Raw genomic sequence first — 18,942 nt, forward strand, 5'->3', positions numbered from 1 at the left:
GATGAACGCTATGTCTCCCTGAGAAGCTCAGTGCGGTAAGGATAAGCTTGTATGCTTGCGGCATGTCAAAAGATTAACCACTTGAGTAAATAAAATTCTCATAATTATGCGCCAAGATGGTTCATTTCTCGTCCGTGATGTTTTATGGTGCCCCCTCGAAAAATTTGATGGATCTCCCTCCCATGACTTCAAATATGAAATCAACGTTGTTTCAGCGTTATATGAATGGCAGTCTCGTATTGCAAATTGTTGTTGGTATTCTGTGTGGTGTTGTCTTAGCTTACGTTTCCCCTGAAGCGGCCCAATCAGTGGGTGTATTAGGTGGCTTTTTTGTCAAAGCATTAAAAGGTATCGCGCCGATTCTTGTGTTTATCCTAGTGATTGCGTCCATTGCCAACCATAAACATAACCAACAAACCTATATTCGACCTGTTTTAGTGCTGTATGCTGTGGGCACCTTGATTGCTGCCTTTACGGCGGTCTTTTTCAGTTATTTGTTTCCGACTCAGCTAAACCTTGTGGCTGGCAATGTAAGCCAATCAGCGCCACAGGGAATACATGATGTCTTGCATACGTTGTTTTTTAATATGGTGGATAATCCTGTTAATGCGTTAGTGACGGGTAATTACATCGGCATATTAACTTGGTCCGTGTGTTTTGGTATCGGCCTGCGCCATGGGTCGGATACAACGAAGGCGTTACTGCAAAATTTAGCTGACAGTGTCACTCGAGTTGTGGGTTTTGTGATTCGCTTAGCGCCATTTGGTGTGTTTGGTTTGGTATCGAACACCATTGCAACCACAGGCTTTAGTGCACTGTTAGGTTACTCCCATTTGCTGGCGGTGTTGATTGGTTCCATGCTATTTATTGCCTTGGTCACCAACCCTTTGTTGGTCTTTTTAGCGACGCGAAAAAATCCCTACCCTTTGGTTTTTCAATGCCTAAAAGAAAGTGGTGTAACGGCTTTTTTTACGCGCAGTTCCGCTGCCAATATTCCCGTCAATATGGACCTTTGTAAACGACTTCAGCTGGATGAAGATACCTATTCAGTGTCTATTCCCTTAGGGGCAACCATTAATATGGCAGGAGCGGCGATCACGATTACCGTCTTAACGCTTGCAGCGGTGAACACATTAGGCATTCCTGTGGATTTTGCCACTGCGATTCTGCTCAGTATTATTGCGGCTATATCGGCTTGTGGTAGCTCTGGTGTGGCTGGGGGATCTTTATTACTGATTCCTTTGGCTTGTAGCTTATTCAATATCCCCAATGAAGTGGCGATGCAAGTGGTTGCCGTGGGCTTCATTATCGGGGTACTACAAGACTCGTCAGAAACAGCATTGAACAGTTCAACCGATGTACTCTTTACCGCAGCGGCTTGTCGTTCCGTTACGCGTCATGCGTGAGGGATGATTGAGGCCAGCACAGTGATATAAAAATAGGCTGATAAAAAACCGCGCCCGCGGTTTTTTATGCGGCGTGAAGATCGTCTAAGTAGAAATACTGAGACAGTTTACGTACTAATCACGATCTGTTTTCGGTATTTATGCGAATTGTTTACAGATTATTTTCAGAAGATGATGAAACCTGCTTTATCCAATTAAACAATAATAAACAAGCAGGATGATAATCAATGATCTCTCTTAAGATGACTTCTTTTGTAGCGGCTGCGGCTGTTACCCTCGGCACACTGTCTATGCCTTCTATGGCAGCAGAGCGTGTTTATAAACTCAAAATGGCAGAATCTTGGACCACCAACTTCCCTATCTTTGGCGATGCGCCTCGTAACATGGTGCGTATGGCGGAAGAAATGTCTAAAGGCCGCTTAAAAATCACCATCGACTCAGCAAACAAACACAAAGCGCCATTAGGCATATTTGATATGGTACGTGCGGGTCAGTACGACATTGGTCACTCTGCTTCTTATTATTGGAAAGGTAAGGTGCCCAACACTATGTATTTCACCACCATGCCGTTTGGGATGACGGCACCGGAGCAGTATGGTTGGTTCTACTATGGGGATGGCATGAAATTGATGGAGAAAGTTTATAAGCCTTTTGGCTTGTTGTCTTTCCCTGGGGGCAATACCGGTGTGCAGATGGGTGGATGGTTTCGTAAGGAAATCAACTCGTTGGATGACTTGAAAGGTCTGAAAATGCGTATTCCAGGGTTTGCGGGTGAAGTGTTAGCGAAGCTAGGTGCCAAACCAACGAACATTCCACCTGGTGAGTTGTATACGGCTCTTGAGCGTAACACGATTGATGCCTTGGAGTGGGTAGGACCGTCCCTTGATTTGCGCATGGGCTTCCACAAAATTGCGCCTTACTACTACACAGGTTGGCATGAGCCAGCAACGGAGCTTCAGTTCCTAGTGAATGAGCGGACATGGAAAAAACTACCGGACGACCTGCGTGAAATCCTGCGTGTCTCTATGAAACTGGCCGCCTACGATATGTACATTCAGTCTTACCATGAAAGTGGTGTGAACTGGGCGAAAATGAAGTCGGAATACCCAGATATTCAGGTTAAAACCTTCCCCACAGCAGTACTAAGCGCCATGAAAAAAGCCAACGAAGAGTTATTGGCGGAAGCGGCTGCGAAAGATCCATTAACGAAGGAAATTATCGATTCTCAACAAGCTTATATGAAAGTGGCCCGTGTATGGACCAACATTTCTGATCGAGCTTACCTAGAAAGTTTAGACAAAATTGCCGAATAAATCTTGATCAAGTGGCGGGGGCGGGTTCCCTCGCTGCTTTGCTCCTGTTAAGTGAGTTGATTGTTAGGTTTTACGTGCCATTAGGTGTTTTCTAGGAGTCATTCCCATGTTTCTCATCAATTTAGAGCGAGGCATCGCTCGTTTTTCAAATCTGCTTGGCGCTATTGCGACCCTGTTGCTTATCGCTTTGTTATGTAACGTTTTTTACGACGTATTAATGCGCTATTTGTTCAATGATGTGTCCATCGCTATGCAAGAATTGGAGTGGCATTTGTATGCGGCTATTTTCTTGTTGGGGATTCCCTATGGGATTCAACACGGTGGTCATGTGCGAGTCGATTTGATCTATGAAAATCAACCGATCAAACGTAAAGCATGGATCGATTTGTTTGGCTGCGTCTTTTTCTTATTACCTTTCACCTTGCTGGTTGGTTACTACGGTATTGGTTTTGCCCAAGAAGCCTTTGCCCTAGGGGAAACCAGTGGCGACCCTGGTGGCTTGCCTTATCGCTGGATTATTAAAGCGGTTATCCCTTTTGCCTTTTTCTCCATGGCAATCAGTGGAGTCGGCATGATGCTGCGTTCGATTAATGCCATTCGTGGCGTGAGTGAAGAGGGCTTTTCAAACCCTCCAATCCAACATTGATCTTGAGTCTTGTTTTCTGCAGCGATGTCTTGCCGTGCTTGCTCTCTTGTTCTGACGAATTAATAGGTCGTTTATGATTGGTATTATCATGTTTTTCGTTGCCCTAGCGATGCTGATGCTGGGGTTCCCTGTTGCCTTCACCTTTGGTGGGATCGCCTTGATTTTTGGGGTGTTTGCCGAAGGTTTTGATATGTTTGCTTTTATGCCCTTTCGCATACAAAGCTACATGGAAAACACCACCATGATGGCGGTGCCCTTGTTTGTTTTTATGGGCATTGTTTTACAAAAAACACACTTGGCAGAACAATTATTAGAAGCCATGGGGAAACTGTTTGGTCGAGTGCGCGGAGGCTTGGCGATTTCGACTATTTTGGTGGGCGCATTATTGGCTGCATCAACCGGTGTGGTGGGGGCCAGCGTCGTGGCGATGGGGTTGATCTCCTTGCCTGTCATGCTGAAATACAAATACAACAAATCCCTTGCCTGTGGCACGATTTGCGCTTCAGGTACGCTGGGGCAGATCATTCCTCCCTCGATTATTTTGATTATCTTAGGGGATGTTTTAGGCATACCTGTGGGGGATTTATTCCATTCGGCCATGCTGCCCGGGTTGGTGCTAATTGGTTGTTATATTGTCTATATTCTGGTTCTGACTTTTCTTAAGCCTGATATGGCACCTGCCATGGCAGAAGACGACGATGGGGAGACACGTACTCAACAAATTATCAGCGCGCTAAAAGCCATCATTCCACCTTTGGCGTTGGTACTGGTGGTATTGGGGTCTATCTTTACGGGGGTCGCGACGCCGACAGAGTCGTCAGCATTAGGCGGTATGGGCGCAATCGTGTTGGCGTTGTTGTATCGTCAGTTTACCTGGAAGATGCTTTACGACAGCAGTTTAGAGACGGTCAAAGTCACCGCCATGGTATTTGCTATTTTGATGGGGGCGACCGCCTTCTCGATGGCTTTTAGCTACACTGGTGGTGATCAAATAGTGGAAGAAGTGCTGCTCAACCTACCGGGTGAAAAATGGGGCTTTATTATTCTTGCGATGGTCGCGATTTTGGTTCTAGGTTTTTTCATCGATTTTGTGGAAATTGCCTTTATCATTGTGCCGATCTTGGCACCAGTGGCTGAAGCGCTGGGCATCAATATGTTGTGGTTTGCGATCTTGATTGCGATGAATTTGCAGACATCGTTCTTAACACCGCCCTTTGGCTTTAGTCTATTCTATTTAAAAGGGGTGGCGCCGAGCTCTATCCGGACGATGGATATTTATCGTGGGGTCATTCCCTTTATCTTGATCCAAGTGCTAGTGTTAGCCAGCATAATGATCTTTCCTGAATGGTATGGAATGGCTTAAGCTTCCTTTCGTTAGTCGGGGAGGGTCGTACGGTTTTTTATCGATAATGTAAAACCTTGTCTATGGGCTTCAAATCAGCAAACGGGCTAGGTTGTCACTAGCCCGTTTTTTACGGATCGGCATGATATAAAAAGAATAAGAAGGACGTCTTTGTGGGCTTAAAAAGTAAGATTATCCTTTTGGCTGTGGTCCCTTTAATTGCTTCGACGGCCATTATTATTTACCTCAGTTTGCAATCTGCCAGGGAGCTTGCCAGAGAGGAATTGTCGATCTATGAATTCAATTTGATTCATGCCAAAAAAGAAGCTCTTAAAAGCCACATCAGCATTGCACTTTCAGCGATTCAACCGATTTTAGACAGTGATACGCTAAGTGATGAAGAAGCCAAAGCGGAAGTAAAAAAAGTGATTAACCGCCTGCGCTATGGTGAGGATGGTTATTTCTATATTTACAACAGCTCAGGAAAAAACCTCGTTCATCCTACGCAGCCGGAATTGGTAGGGAAAGATCTTTGGGACTTTCAGGATAAGTCGGGTAACTATTTGATCCAGCACCTCTTGGCGGTTGCTAAAACGGGAGGGGGATTTCATCGTTACTTTTGGGAAAAGCCGCCTTATATGGACGTGGAGGAGAAGATTGGTTACGCCGTGATGATTGATCGCTGGCACTGGATGCTGGGAACTGGCTTGTATCTTGGTGATGTCTTTCTCGAATTATCCAAGGCCAAAGCCAATATGGACGCCAATATCCGTCGCAGCTTTTTCTCCGTCAGTGTGGTGGTGATTATTACTGTGATTTTTGTGATTTTATTAGGTTTGGCGATTAACCTTCATGAACACAAATTAGCGGACTCCAAACTCAAAGCCTTGGTACAACGTTTTATGCGCTTGCAAGTGAGTGAGCGGCGGCGCTTCTCCCGCGAGTTGCATGATGGGATCAATCAGTTACTGGTGTCTTGCAAGTTTCGTATTGAATTGGCCAGCAACAAACTCAACCGTGACCAAGGTAAAGACGCCATTGATGAAGAGTTACTCAAAGCGGGTGAGTTGATAAACCTTACTATTCAAGAAATTCGTCAGATCTCCCATGATCTCAGACCAACATTGCTGGATGATTTGGGGTTGAATACGGCGCTTAGCGCTTTGGTTGACCAGTTTAGCGAGCGCACCAAGGTATCTGTGGACTATTGCTTTGATGTGTCTTGTGACATTCCTGATGAAATAGAAATTGCCTTATATCGAGTATCCCAAGAAGCGTTGACCAATATCGACAAGCATGCCCAAGCCAGCCATGTGGTGTTGCATATTAAGCAGTCGCGTCAGGATTTGGTGTTCGAATGTCTTGACGATGGTCTTGGCTGTTCTCAAGAGTCGGCTTTATCAAAAGGGATTGGGTTGATTAATATGCGTGAGCGAGTGGCACTCGTTGGTGGGGAGTTTTTCTTAGAGTCGCAGAAAGGCAAAGGCACAAAAGTCCGTGTTATTTTGCCGATAGCACCTAAAATGGATTAGAAACAACAAGAGATAAGTCATGACAATAAGTAGAGACATTCGAGTGTTGCTGGTGGACGACCATATGTTGGTATTAGACGGTTTACAGGCTCGTTTAGAATTGGAAGCGGATATTAACATTGTTGGGACAGCTGCAAATGGCTTGGAAGCTCTGGAAAAAGCCAAGGTCTTATCGCCAGATTTGGTGCTAATGGATGTCTCCATGCCTATTTTAAATGGGTTAGACGCCACAAAACGCTTTCGCAGTGAACAGCCACATATCAAAATTCTGATGCTAAGCATGCACTACGACAAAGAGTATATTTTGTCTGTGATTCAAGCGGGGGCCAATGGTTATGTGCTAAAAGATGTCTCGTCGGAAGAGCTGATACAAGCCATTAATACGGTGTATCAAGGAGGCACTTACTTTAGCTCAAAAGCATCCGACTTGTTATTTGGTCAATTCTCTTCAGCGCCACAAGAAGAGGAGTCACTAACACCAAGGGAAAGTGCGGTACTCGCTGAAGTTGCGAACGGGTTATCCAACAAAGAAATTGCCCAACAACTCAATATTAGCGTAAGAACGGTAGAAACCCATCGACAAAATATTAAGCGTAAGTTGGATATTCACTCGTCTGCTGGTCTGGTGAAATACGCCATTGAACACAATCTTATTTGATCTTGCGAAAAAGAGGACGGCTATATCGACGATCTAACAGGAAGGTATTCTTTAGAGGGTCGATATAGCGAACTGGATTACGGTTTTAGGCTTTGCTTTCCTCAAAAAGCTGCTTACCTGCTTGTAGGGCGGCCGGATGCAATGCTGACCCACCTTGTTCAATATAGTCTTTCAGCATGTTTTTCATGCGTCGTGGCCAAAACTTCTTCACATGGCCTGCGACAATTGTTGCCACAGCACTTTCATCGCCCGCGCTAATATTATTCTCTGCGATTTGGTTAATCATAGAGATGATACGTTCTTGTTCGTTATGCATAATTAATTCTCGCTAGACTGAACTCTCATACGAGGCTTGATCGATGATCACTTGACCAAACCTAGCCAACCGCTTCAGCACAGGATAATGACCGTGTGCTGAAGCGTCTGAGGCTATTGTTTATTCGCCACTAGAGGCACTGGCCTCGGACAAAAGTTTTTGTTGGCGTTGGTTGTTCGCCGCGAAATCTTTCTGCCATTCGGACGGTTGAGACACCTTCTCGACCTGCACCGCTGTAACCTTGTATTCAGGACAGTTCGTTGCCCAATCCGAGTTGTCTGTTGTGATCACGTTCGCGCCACTGCCCGGATGATGGAAGGTGGTGTACACCACCCCAGGTTGCATGCGCTTACTGATATGAGCACGTAACACGGTTTGTCCAGCACGGCTGCTGATGCCTAGCCAGTCTCCTTCGTTAATACCGCGTTCTTCCGCATCATGGGGATGGATTTCTAATTTATCCTCGTGATGCCACACTTGGTTTTCAGTACGACGGGTTTGAGCGCCAACGTTGTATTGGCTCAAAATACGCCCCGTTGTAAGCAAGAGTGGGAAACGACGGCTGGCACGTTCGGACGTTGGAACGAATTCTGTGACAGCAAAGTGGCCTTTGCCTTCCAATGTAGGAAAGCTTTCCACGTGCATGATCGGTGAGCCAATAGGGAACTCATCATTACATGGCCATTGCAAACTGCCGTGTTTGTCTAGTTTCTCGTAGTTCACCCCTGTGAAGGTTGGCGTCAATAGGGCTATCTCATCCATGATTTCCGAGGGATGAGAGTAGTTCATTGGGTAACCTAGGGCATTGGCTAAGTCGACTGTCACTTCCCAATCTTCTTTACCGGATAGCGGTGGCATCACCTTACGAACGCGGTTAATACGACGCTCGGCGTTGGTGAAGGTGCCGTTCTTCTCAAGGAAGGTGGAGCCTGGTAGCAGAACATGGGCAAATTTTGCGGTTTCGTTTAGGAAGATGTCCTGCACGATCAAGCAGTCTAATGCACGTAACGCGGCTTCCACGTGTTGGGTATTTGGGTCCGACTGGGCGATGTCTTCCCCTTGTACGTACAAGCCTCGGAAGTGTCCAGCAATGGCCGCATCAAACATATTTGGAATACGTAGGCCTGGCTCATCGTCCAGCGTTACGCCCCAGACTTTTTCAAAGCGATTGCGAACCACAGGGTCCGCAACGTGTTGGTAACCAGGTAACTCGTGTGGGAATGACCCCATGTCGCAGGAACCCTGTACGTTATTTTGACCACGAAGTGGGTTGACACCTACGCCTTCGCGGCCAATGTTGCCTGTTGCTAACGCAAGGTTGGCGATCCCCATTACCATGGTGGAGCCTTGGCTGTGTTCGGTGACACCGAGACCATAGTAAATCGACGCATTGGGCGCGTTGGCAAAAGTACGAGCGGCTTGACGAACCGACTCTGCTGGTACGCCAGTCACGTCCTCAACCGCTTCTGGTGCGTTGCGAGATTCAGCAATAAAAGCACGCCACTTGGCGTAGGCTTCTGGCTCACAGCGTTTGGCAATAAAGTCGGTATCTTCCAAGCCTTCTGTGATGACCACATGGGCCAACGCATTGATAAGCGCCACGTTGGTTCCTGGACGCAATGGTAAGTGTACAGAGTCGCCTAGATGCGGTGTCTTAAGAATATCGATTTCTCGTGGGTCGGCAACGATCAAGCTTGCGCCTTGGCGAAGACGACGACGCATCAGGGAGCCAAATACTGGGTGAGCATCCGTTGGGTTGGCGCCGACGACGAGGACACAGTCGGACTTCATCACCGAATCAAATGTCTGTGTCCCGGCGGATTCCCCAAGGGTTTGTTTCAGACCATAACCGGTTGGACTGTGACAAACACGGGCACAAGTATCCGTGTTGTTATTGCCAAAGGCAGCACGAATCAGTTTTTGCACCAAGTAGGTTTCTTCGTTGGTACAACGGGAAGAAGTAATACCGCCGATGCTTTCACGGCCGTATTCGTATTGGATGGATTTTAAGCGGTTCGCGGCAAAGCCAATGGCTTCTTCCCAGCTCACTTCTTTCCATGGTTGATCGATAGCGTCACGAATCATGGGAGTTCGGATGCGGTCTTTGTGGGTCGCATAACCGAAAGCGAAACGACCTTTGACACAAGAGTGACCGTGGTTTGCATCCCCTGCTTTGTCTGGCACCATGCGCACCAGTTGGTCGCCTTTCATTTCGGCTTTAAAGGAACAACCGACACCACAATACGCGCAGGTGGTGGAAATGCTGTGTTCTGGTTGACCCATTTGAATCAATGAGTTTTCAGACAGGGTGGCGGTTGGGCAGGCTTGCACACAGGCACCACAAGATACACATTCTGAATCTAAGAAGCTTTCATTTTGTCCCGCGGCGACTTTGGAATCAAAGCCACGGCCATCGATGGTCAGGGCAAAGGTACCTTGGACTTCTTCACAAGCACGCACACAACGAGAACAGACGATACATTTGCTGGCGTCGAAGGTGAAATAAGGGTTGGAAGTATCTTTTGGGGCGTCCAAATGGTTGGCGCCATCAAAGCCATAACGGACTTCACGAAGGCCCACTGCCCCTGCCATGTCCTGCAATTCACAATCGCCATTGGTTGGACAAGTCAAACAGTCCAGCGGGTGATCGGAAATGTACAGCTCCATAATATTGCGGCGTAATTTGGCCAATTTTTCATTCTGAGTAGACACCTTCATGCCTTGTTCAGCAGGTGTCGTACAAGAGGCTGGCGTACCGCGACGGCCTTCAATTTGCACGGCACAAAGGCGACAAGAGCCAAAGGCTTCTAGGTTGTCTGTGGCGCATAATTTGGGAATATTGATGTCGGCAAGTGCTGCCGCACGCATCACCGACGTCCCTTCTGGTACGCTGATTTCAACACCGTCAATTTCCAATGTGACCTGTTTCTCACTTAAAGAAGCTGGTGTACCATAATCTTTATTAGGATCAAAGTGCTGTAACATGACTAGATCTCCTCGGTATTCGTCGTTGACGTGGCGCGCTTAGTGAAGTCGTCCTTGAAGTGCTTCATCGCACTTTGCACTGGGAATGGTGTCATACCTCCCATCGCACACAACGAACCGTCTACCATGGTTTCACATAGGTCGGATAACAATGACATATTGCCATCCACATTTTCACCAGAACGAATACGGTCAATGACTTCCACACCTCGGGTGGAACCGATACGGCATGGGGTACATTTACCGCAGGATTCGGCCACACAGAACTCCATCGAGAAGCGCGCTTGCTCGCTCATATCGACGCTGTCGTCAAACATGACCACGCCACCGTGACCTAGCACCGCGCCTTCTTTGGCAAAGGCTTCATAGTCTAATGGGGTGTCCCATTGTGACTCAGGAAGATACGCTCCCAACGGGCCGCCGACTTGCACGGCTTTTAGTGGGCGTCCATTACGAGTACCACCGCCGAAGTCGAACATGAGTTCGCGTAGGGTAGGGCCAAAGGCCAGCTCGACAAGACCGCCTTGTTTGACGTTGCCCGCTAATTGGAAGGGTAAGGTACCGAGCGAGCGCCCCATGCCATAGTTGGCATAGGCTTGTGCGCCTTTATCTAGAATAAAGGGGACAGCGGCAAGGGACAGGACGTTGTTTACTACGGTTGGCTGACCGAATAAACCGACAATAGCCGGCAATGGTGGCTTCGCTCGAACCAAGCCACGCTTGCCTTCCAAACTTTCGAGCAGGGAGGTTTCTTCACCACAAATGTAAGCGCCAGCACCCAAACGCACTTCAAGGTCAAAGTGTTTGTCACTGCCTAGAATGTCTGCACCGAGTAAGTTGTTCTCATAGGCGATGGCAATGGCGTCATGGAGCGTCTTGAACGCCAATGGGTATTCCGAACGCAGATAGATGTACCCTTGCGTTGCGCCAACGGCCAAGCCCGCGATGGTCATACCTTCAATCAGCATAAAGGGATCGCATTCCATCACTAAGCGGTCGGCAAAGGTGCCAGAGTCGCCCTCGTCGGCGTTACAAACAACGTATTTTTGTTCAGCAGGAGCATCTAAAACGGTTTGCCATTTGATACCCGTTGGAAAAGCTGCACCACCTCGACCACGCAAGCCGGATGCTTTGATCTCATCAACAAGGGTCTGAGCATCCATCGCCAAAGCATTTTTCAGGCCGCGATAGCCTTCTTTTGCTTGGTAGTCAGCTAGGGAAAGCGGATCAATAACTCCCGCGCGGGCAAAGGTTAAGCGCTGCTGTTGTTTTAGATAAGGAATGTCTTCCACTAGACCAAGTGCCAGAGGATGCACCACATCACCGCGCCAGAATTCAGCATCAAACAAAGAGTCAATATCCGCTTCTTTTACAGGGCCAAAACCAAAGCGACCTTGCTTAGTTTCTACTTCAATAAGGGGCTCTAGCCAATACAAGGCGCGGGTGCCGTTACGTTTGATCGACAAATCCACTTTGCGCTCGTTGGCGGTTGCGGCCAGCAGTTTGGTAAGACGATCTGCCCCTAGCGCTTTCGCTGTGGTGTCGGAAGGTACATGAATACAAAAAGTCATTATTGCACCTCCAAACGATCGGTTTTCAGATTGTCGACCAATTCATCAAAACGCTGAGTGTCGACATCGGCGTAGATTTCATCGCCCACCCGAACCGATGGACCACAGCTGCAATTGCCTAAGCAATAAACCGGTTCAAGGGTAATGTTGTTGTCGGTGGTGGTTTGATGGTAATCCACGCCCAACATGCTTTTAGCGTAGGCTTCTAAGCGGCGTGACCCAAGCGCTTGGCACGCTTCTGCACGGCAGACTTCCACTACATGGCGTCCTGGTTGTTTGGTGCGAAAGTGATGGTAGAAACTGATCACACCATGTATTTCCGCTCGGGTTTGCTTGAGGGCGGTGGCGATTAAGCCGACGGCCTCTTCAGGAATATAAGAAAAGCGCTCTTGAATAGCATGAAGAAGGGGTAAAAGAGCGCCTGGTTTGGACTTAAACTCTTCAATAATGGTTTGCGCGATGGCAGGATCCCAAGTTACAACTCTCGGTGTAGTCATTATTATAATTCCTCCTACCGCCTAAACACGGAAATCATCGTTAGGCAGAAGCGTTACTTTAATATAGTGCCCATCAAGACGTAGACACATGTTAGCGCTTGGATCAACATGGTGCTTTCACCAGCGCGGCAACCTGCACATAACTGGGAATGATCGCTACTCAGGCAGCCTTTATTAGACCAATTACGGCGCTCAGGATCGCACATTCACTGATCTTTCTCTTATCTTATTGCGACATATTTGACGAAATGGCAGCCATCTATAGGGAGAAACAGGCAAATCATGTGTCCGCCATTTTTACGCGAATGTCGCGTTTCTAATATTGGACTCAATTGCTAAGTTTGGCAAATCGCGATCTTGTTTCATGGGTGTTTGCACGGTTTAACCTCATTATTAAACGCTCAAATCCACTAAATGATGTAGGTAGTGGGTATCAATGGTAGATGTGAAGGAGGCGTGGCGTTACTGGGTAACGCCACCGTGTTTTTAATCCGTGTCGCCGTCTTTATTGGCGATATTTTGTAAAATATCTTTTGAATTAGCATAGTTGTCGAATAAGGTTGTGGCTTCTTCCAATGCTTTAAAACAGTCTACTGACATCATTACAACGGCTGGTTCGTTCCCTCTGTCTATCATGATGGGTGTTTGGCTATCGCACACCTTTTTCATCATGGTGTCTAAATCGGTCTGTAGTGCTGAAGCAGTAACTAACTCCATCTGTGTCTCCGTAACTATGCTGTTTGTTATTCATAAGAATGGAAGACGATTGCTTATTTATCAATGAAGCGGATAAGAGTTTTGATGTATTTTTGTACAAAATTGAATGGTATGTTTAGGTTGACATACTGAGAAGATAAAAATATACCATCCGCTTTCACCCTATAGCCAAGGACGCTATAAATGACTATGAATTTTAAGCAGAAAATCTGTCCACATCGCTCTTATAACTCTAAGCGTTTTAATCCAGATAGCCGCGTTCTTTCTATTTTTGAAAGTGATCGGGGGCGTATTATTAACTCGGCCGCTATTCGCCGTTTACAGCAAAAAACCCAAGTGTTTCCTTTAGAGCGTAATGCTGCGGTACGCAGTCGTTTGACCCACTCAATGGAAGTGCAACAAGTGGGCCGTTTTATTAGCCAACAAATCTTTGAAAGACTGACAGCACAAGATATAGCGAATTATGGTTTAGATGGGCTGGAAAGGCAGTTTGAGTCTATTGTTGAAATGTCTTGTTTAATGCACGACGTGGGTAATCCATCCTTTGGGCACTTTGGTGAAGAAGCTATAAAACAGTGGTTTCGGGATCACATAGAGGCGCTTTTCAAACGTGATGATATTAAAGACCCAAAGGAAGTCTTATCACCATTGAAGCAAGACATTTGTCACTTTGAGGGCAATGCTCAGGCGTTGCGTATCGTGCATTCGTTGCTCACATTAAACCTTACCTATACCCAGATGTCAGGCATCATTAAATACACCCGTCGTGCGGATCAACCTAAGCCAGATGAGCATGACTCACAAAGTTACCTGAAAAAGAAAGTCGGCTACTATTTAAGCGAAGCCCCTATCATCAAAGACATTAACGAGATATTGGGAATACAAGAGGGCTGTCGTTCGCCATTTGCCTATGTGATGGAGGCTGCAGACGATATCTCTTACTGCATTGCGGACATAGAAGACGCTGTCGAAAAAGGCGTTTTGAAATTTGATGAGCTATTGGTCAAGCTGAAAGAAGAATATAAAAAGCTCGTTGATAGTAAAAAATACGCTCTTAAAGATAGCGATCATAACTTAATGGAAGAGCTCATCAAAAATAACTCATGGCGCTACGAAAAAACGAAAATCGACAGCGATTTTTTTGTGCCTTTTCGAGTGGCCATTAACACGCTGGCAGTAAAACATGCCAGTAAACAGTTTGTGGATAACTTAGAAGCGATTTATGATGGTAGCTACAACCGAGCGTTAGTAGAAGATAAGAGCAGTAGTCACGCTATATTAAAAACGCTTAAAGCCGTTGCATTCAACTATGTTTTTTGTGCTAAAGAAGTTCAAAAGCAAGAGTTGCAAGGCTATCGCATCATCAATGGGTTGCTCGACATCTACAAACCTCTACTCAGCTTGGATAAAGCTACCTTTACCGACATTCTTAACAAAGTAGACAAAATGCCCATTTATGAGACCCGTCTATTCAATAAGCTCTCAGGCAAACACCTCGCTGCTTATCAACAAGCTATTGGTAATTTGAATGAATTCAAAAAACACTTCGAAAACAGCGACCTAAAATCCATCAGCGATGATGCTTGGGAGTTCTACTTCCGTTGTCGACTGATACAAGACTATATCAGTGGCATGACCGATCAATTCGCCTATGACGAATATCGCGCGTTGCATGTGATTGATTAGAAAGGGAGCAAGCATGAAAGGCCCCAACCCAGATAACAAAGAGCCAATGAAGGGGTTCCCACAAGTGGGTTACCTTAAAAATTTTATCACCCGAGACAATATCACCGTCGGTGATTATACCTACTACGATGATCCTGAAGGGCCAGAACGTTTTGAAAACAATGTGCTTTATCATTTTGATTTTATCGGTGACCAATTAATTATTGGAAAATTTTGTGCCATTGCAAAAGACGTTCGGTTTATTATGAATGGTGCGAATCACGCTAATGCAGGGTTCTCTACGTATCCGTTTTATATCTTCGGCAACGGTTGGGAAAAGGTGGCGCCCAAAACCGGCGATCTACCCTACAAAGGCGATACAAAGATCGGTCATGATGTGTGGATTGGCTATGACGCCACTATTATGCCTGGCGTACAAATCGGTAATGGCGCTATTATTGCCAGTAAATCCGTCGTGACATCCGATGTACCAGCTTACTGCGTCGTCGGTGGGAACCCTGCCAAGATCATCAAATACCGTTTTGACGAGCCGACCATCCAAACATTACAAGAGATTGCTTGGTGGGATTGGGGACCGGAGAAAATCACCCAACATTTGGATGCCATCGTTGGTGCTGATTTAGCTCGGCTCCAAGCAGCAAAAGACGACTAATTCTAAAATGAGGTAAACGCTATGATTAAACAAGTTGGCTCAACAGAAATAAAGCTTAAGCACAAAGCAAGCTGCCATTGTGGAGCGGTTGAATTGGAATTAACCTTGCCAAACGGCATCGAAAACCCAAGACGCTGTGATTGCTCTATTTGTCGTCGTAAGGGTGCCATTGTGGCTTCCGTCACATTGGATAACCTGCGTATCGTCAAAGGGCATGATGTACTAAAGCTTTATCAATTTAATACCCACACCGCTAAACATTTTTTCTGTTCAAACTGTGGTATTTACACCCACCATCAACGTCGATCCGCCCCCACACAATATGGCTACAATATCGGCTGCTTAGAAGGTGTTAATCCTTATGATCTTGGTGACGTTGTAGTAAACGATGGTGTGAACCATCCGGCTGATCGATGATGTTTGTTTAACCGGAAGCGTTTATATGGTTATTGATCTCTCAGTAGCCCATCCACATCGTTGTGCATGGGCCGACTCTGCGCCGGATTTCCCCCATTATCATGATAACGAGTGGGGTTTTCCTGTCGGAGATGATCAGCGTTTGTTTGAAAAGCTCTGTCTGGAAACCTTTCAATCCGGCCTGAGTTGGCGAACCATTCTGAGTAAACGAGAGAATTTTCGTTCAGCCTTTGCGCAATTCGACTTTCATAAAGTGGCGCAATTTGGCGAGCAAGAAATCGCCGAGTTGCTTAACAATGAAGGCATCGTTCGTAATAAACGCAAAATCCTCGCGGTCATCAACAACGCCAAACGTGCCCTAGAAATGGTCGATCAAGAAGGTTCTTTAGCTACGTTTATCTGGCGTTATGAACCCGATGAAAACTCCCTTCCTCCACCCGAAACTCAAACCACCTGCGCAGAATCCATTGCGCTCTCCAAAGAACTCAAAAAACGCGGCTGGCAATTTGTCGGCCCAACCACCCTGTACGCCTTTATGCAATCCATGGGACTCATCAATGACCATGCAGAACACTGTTTTATGCGAGAAGAAGTTGATCGAGCGAGGAAGAGATTTAAGAGGCCGTAAAAAGACACCGTTAATAATATAATTCGCTCAAAACCATACAAGGCATATCTAAATGAGTAAGAGCAAGACACTGATAATCGATGATAGTCCAGTAGCGAAAACAAACTACATGGAGACTGTATTTTTTCGAGGCAACTTAAAAAATGAGATTACACGCTTACAATGGTTGAAGCTTACTTTTTTCGAAATCTTGGTAGGTATTGAGTTAATTGAAAGTTTTGTTATTACGTCGTCATACCAACAAAAAACATCTAGAGCTATCAAAGTTGACGGAGAACATGGAGCTGAATTACACCTAAATACACATATACCATCGGGCTTTATTAATGACCACTTGAGACCTATTTTAGTAGAGGTTCTTTATTACAAATTTTACAAAAAATATTACCTTATAGAACCAGAGAGCAACGCAGCCCTAATTCCAGACAACAAAGGAAATTACAATTTAACTAGGATAAGGTTTTGCGTCAAAAAGAAGCTTTTCCATCAACTAATCGCATTTAGAAGAGTATATGATCTTTCTTGGCTGATTTTTAATGGTTTGTGCGACACTTTTGTGTTTTTTTACACCAATAGTATTGAGTTTGCTCTCTTTTCCGCAATAGCAATTGAAGGAATAAGAAGATTAATAAAACTATAACTAAGTCAAAGCAGTGCCATCCCAAAAGTCAGCCAACCTCTGCTCTAGCTGATCAGGATCAAGACCACTGCGTATTTTAAGCAAATCATTAATGAACATTTCGCTTTGAGATGTTTGCAGCTCTACCAACCGCTCCAGCGTTTTAGAGTTGGTATTCGGGTGAGTCAAAAGCATATTTAGGTCATAGCCTAATAAAAATGTACCTTGTCGCTCTATGTCATAATTCAATTTTTCAGCGGGTATAAAATCGTCATAAAGTCGGTCAAATTCGACATTGGGATATTCTTTAAGGATGGTAAGAAAGTCAGTGATGTCTTTGTTAGTTTCTAATCGACGCTCCTGCCATGCCATTAACTTCAGCAGTACTAATCCCGCTAGCGAAGTCACTTTTACACGTTTACTTTGGCCAATATCGACTAAGACAGCATGATCAAAGGCTTCTTGAAAGCCGATAACGGACATGGTGATGGCATGTTCTGGCGGCCATTGAATTTCATCAGAGCTGTCAGCAATAGCACCAAATGGAATGATGTCAACGGGCAAGCTACTAACTTCATGCATTAGCCGATGAGGAAATTTTGTCTCACTTAGGCCAGAGTCTAACAAGGCAGCTTTTACATCGGTAAAACTGCCCCAGTCTGATACTAATATTGCTGTGTCTATATCATGAGTTTTACGACCTGGATCTCGGCCAAACACATGAAAAAGCAATAAATCTCGCGCTGTTGCTCCAGCAATAAAATACGGTATATCAAGCTGAGTGGTTACATCGATAATGATGTTAAGCACAGGCTCAAATGCTGGGTTCAGCGGGTTCTTTAGCTCATAAATATTGCTCATATATCATCCTTGCGACTTCTATATTGCGGCTGTCCTTGCTCACTTCCAATTCCGCCACGGCCAATAAGGCCTGGCTTGTTTCTGACCATACTAATTTGTCGCCCCAAAAGGCTGGCACTAACCATAAATTGCCTTGTGGATTCGGGCGGCATTTAAGTTGGGCAAGTTTCTTTTGTAACGGCTGGCGTGTAAACAGCTGTAACTCTTGAGGGTGAAGGTATTGGGTTAACTTTTCTGCGGCGGCTTCCCCCCCCCAATAGTCATTCTCTTCCATTGGAATATCTTTCCATTCGCCTTCTAACTGCAAACGAATGCCGCCTAATTTTGGCCTAATCGATAAACGGTAGGCTTCGACCCAAAGGTTTAACATCCTCTCTGTGTCTAGTATTCGTCTCGTATCGCCAAGGCTAATCAACGATTCTCCTTGAAGAATTCCCAAGCCTTTGCTCACCATGCCCAATGAAATATTGGCATATTCTGCCATCTCACGGTATGACAAATTAAGCACATCGGGACTAGATAAAAGAACAAATAGCAGCTTTGCTGAACCTTCACCTAACTTGTTACTTTTACTTGCAAGGTCAAAGTCTTTCTTCGATTGACTCGTTTTTTGGGATTCAATCCAAATATGCAGAGCACCGTTGTTAATTCTCACATTGCCTGCGCTATCAATGAAATTAACCCCATTTTCCATACAGATATCGGCTAGATAAGGCGTCAGACGGTTACAAATCAGCAAGGTATTCGGTGCAGCATCAGCAAATAATGAGCTTAAGCTTTCCTTACGATGAATTGTTTTGACCGCAATATAAAAATGATATTCATCACCGCTGACAGTTAAGCGCAATTCGCCGTCGGTGAAGCATATATCATTAACACCCTCATTTTGGACAAAGTCACCTTTGATATGAGCTGGTAACAACGCCAGCACATTCATAGCTAATGCAGTTTTTCTTGTCCCAGTCGACACTGATGTTCACCATCCAAGTTTGTTCATGATTCATGAACAAACTATATCTTTGAACATCGGATAATACAAATACCATTTCTTTTATGCAATCCATGGGACTCATCAACGGCCATGCAGAACACTGTT

General features: G+C 45.6%; 18 protein-coding genes. 11 read left to right on the top strand and 7 right to left on the bottom strand.

Going from position 1 to position 18,942, the window contains the following annotated elements; genetic code table 11:
* Positions 1-182 precede the first annotated feature (182 nt).
* The 6 genes from sstT to AC0VYG_RS01445 all read left to right on the top strand — a co-directional run bounded on the left by sstT (position 183) and on the right by AC0VYG_RS01445 (position 6,897).
* Positions 183-1,406: a serine/threonine transporter SstT gene (gene sstT, locus AC0VYG_RS01420; protein WP_475449886.1), complete on the top strand. Its 1,224-nt coding sequence runs from the start codon at positions 183-185 to the stop codon at positions 1,404-1,406.
* A 242-nt stretch (positions 1,407-1,648) separates the two neighbouring features.
* The gene (locus tag AC0VYG_RS01425; protein WP_475449887.1) at positions 1,649-2,719 is read left to right on the top strand and encodes a TRAP transporter substrate-binding protein; all 1,071 of its coding nucleotides are present in this window, start codon (positions 1,649-1,651) and stop codon (positions 2,717-2,719) included.
* A gap of 106 nt (positions 2,720-2,825) precedes the next feature.
* Positions 2,826-3,365, top strand: a complete 540-nt coding sequence (locus tag AC0VYG_RS01430) for a TRAP transporter small permease subunit (protein ID WP_475430577.1) — start codon at positions 2,826-2,828, stop codon at positions 3,363-3,365.
* Positions 3,366-3,438: 73 nt separating this feature from the next.
* Positions 3,439-4,728 (top strand): TRAP transporter large permease, encoded by a 1,290-nt coding sequence (locus AC0VYG_RS01435; RefSeq protein WP_475430578.1) that lies wholly within the window; start codon positions 3,439-3,441, stop codon positions 4,726-4,728.
* 152 nt (positions 4,729-4,880) lie between these two features.
* The gene (locus AC0VYG_RS01440) at positions 4,881-6,239 is read left to right on the top strand and encodes a cache domain-containing protein (protein ID WP_475430579.1); all 1,359 of its coding nucleotides are present in this window, start codon (positions 4,881-4,883) and stop codon (positions 6,237-6,239) included.
* A gap of 19 nt (positions 6,240-6,258) precedes the next feature.
* Entirely contained in the window at positions 6,259-6,897 is a 639-nt protein-coding gene (locus tag AC0VYG_RS01445; protein ID WP_475430580.1) for a response regulator transcription factor, read from the top strand.
* An 85-nt stretch (positions 6,898-6,982) separates the two neighbouring features.
* Here the strand turns inward: AC0VYG_RS01445 and AC0VYG_RS01450 are convergent, their stop codons facing one another.
* The 5 genes from AC0VYG_RS01450 to AC0VYG_RS01470 form a co-directional block, all read right to left on the bottom strand.
* Entirely contained in the window at positions 6,983-7,213 is a 231-nt protein-coding gene (locus AC0VYG_RS01450; RefSeq protein ID WP_475430581.1) for a formate dehydrogenase subunit delta, read from the bottom strand.
* Positions 7,214-7,333: 120 nt separating this feature from the next.
* Positions 7,334-10,198, bottom strand: a complete 2,865-nt coding sequence (gene fdhF, locus AC0VYG_RS01455) for a formate dehydrogenase subunit alpha (protein ID WP_475430582.1) — start codon at positions 10,196-10,198, stop codon at positions 7,334-7,336.
* Between the two features lie 2 nt (positions 10,199-10,200).
* Positions 10,201-11,769, bottom strand: coding sequence for a formate dehydrogenase beta subunit (locus AC0VYG_RS01460; RefSeq protein WP_475430583.1), 1,569 nt, complete (start codon positions 11,767-11,769; stop codon positions 10,201-10,203).
* Complete coding sequence (locus tag AC0VYG_RS01465; protein ID WP_475430584.1) at positions 11,769-12,266, bottom strand: formate dehydrogenase subunit gamma; 498 nt, start codon at positions 12,264-12,266, stop codon at positions 11,769-11,771. Before AC0VYG_RS01465 ends, AC0VYG_RS01460 begins: the two co-directional genes overlap by 1 nt.
* 486 nt (positions 12,267-12,752) lie before the next feature.
* Positions 12,753-12,983 (bottom strand): type II toxin-antitoxin system Phd/YefM family antitoxin, encoded by a 231-nt coding sequence (locus tag AC0VYG_RS01470; protein WP_199478271.1) that lies wholly within the window; start codon positions 12,981-12,983, stop codon positions 12,753-12,755.
* A 183-nt stretch (positions 12,984-13,166) separates the two neighbouring features.
* Here AC0VYG_RS01470 and dgt point away from each other — a divergent pair, with 183 nt between their 5' ends.
* The 5 genes from dgt to AC0VYG_RS01495 are packed head-to-tail and all read left to right on the top strand — an operon-like array spanning position 13,167 to position 17,006.
* Positions 13,167-14,669 (top strand): dGTPase, encoded by a 1,503-nt coding sequence (gene dgt, locus AC0VYG_RS01475; RefSeq protein WP_475430585.1) that lies wholly within the window; start codon positions 13,167-13,169, stop codon positions 14,667-14,669.
* A gap of 13 nt (positions 14,670-14,682) precedes the next feature.
* Positions 14,683-15,321 (top strand): Vat family streptogramin A O-acetyltransferase, encoded by a 639-nt coding sequence (locus tag AC0VYG_RS01480; RefSeq protein WP_475430586.1) that lies wholly within the window; start codon positions 14,683-14,685, stop codon positions 15,319-15,321.
* A gap of 21 nt (positions 15,322-15,342) precedes the next feature.
* The gene (locus AC0VYG_RS01485; RefSeq protein ID WP_475430587.1) at positions 15,343-15,738 is read left to right on the top strand and encodes a GFA family protein; all 396 of its coding nucleotides are present in this window, start codon (positions 15,343-15,345) and stop codon (positions 15,736-15,738) included.
* Positions 15,739-15,763: 25 nt separating this feature from the next.
* On the top strand, positions 15,764-16,366 hold the full coding sequence (locus AC0VYG_RS01490) for a DNA-3-methyladenine glycosylase I (protein WP_475430589.1): 603 nt from the start codon (positions 15,764-15,766) through the stop codon (positions 16,364-16,366).
* A 52-nt stretch (positions 16,367-16,418) separates the two neighbouring features.
* Positions 16,419-17,006 carry a hypothetical protein gene (locus tag AC0VYG_RS01495; RefSeq protein WP_475430590.1) on the top strand — a complete coding sequence of 196 codons (588 nt, stop codon included), beginning with the start codon at positions 16,419-16,421 and terminating at the stop codon, positions 17,004-17,006.
* On the opposite strand, the gene AC0VYG_RS01500 is transcribed toward AC0VYG_RS01495, so the two are convergent.
* Together AC0VYG_RS01500 and AC0VYG_RS01505 are read right to left on the bottom strand one after the other, a co-directional pair.
* Positions 17,007-17,846: a nucleotidyl transferase AbiEii/AbiGii toxin family protein gene (locus tag AC0VYG_RS01500; protein WP_475430591.1), complete on the bottom strand. Its 840-nt coding sequence runs from the start codon at positions 17,844-17,846 to the stop codon at positions 17,007-17,009.
* Positions 17,830-18,816, bottom strand: coding sequence for a type IV toxin-antitoxin system AbiEi family antitoxin (locus tag AC0VYG_RS01505; protein ID WP_475430592.1), 987 nt, complete (start codon positions 18,814-18,816; stop codon positions 17,830-17,832). Before AC0VYG_RS01505 ends, AC0VYG_RS01500 begins: the two co-directional genes overlap by 17 nt.
* Positions 18,817-18,942: the final 126 nt, after the last annotated feature.

This window comes from Marinomonas sp. 63XJN7_7_ISO-PGPR-S23-202 (assembly GCF_056173505.1).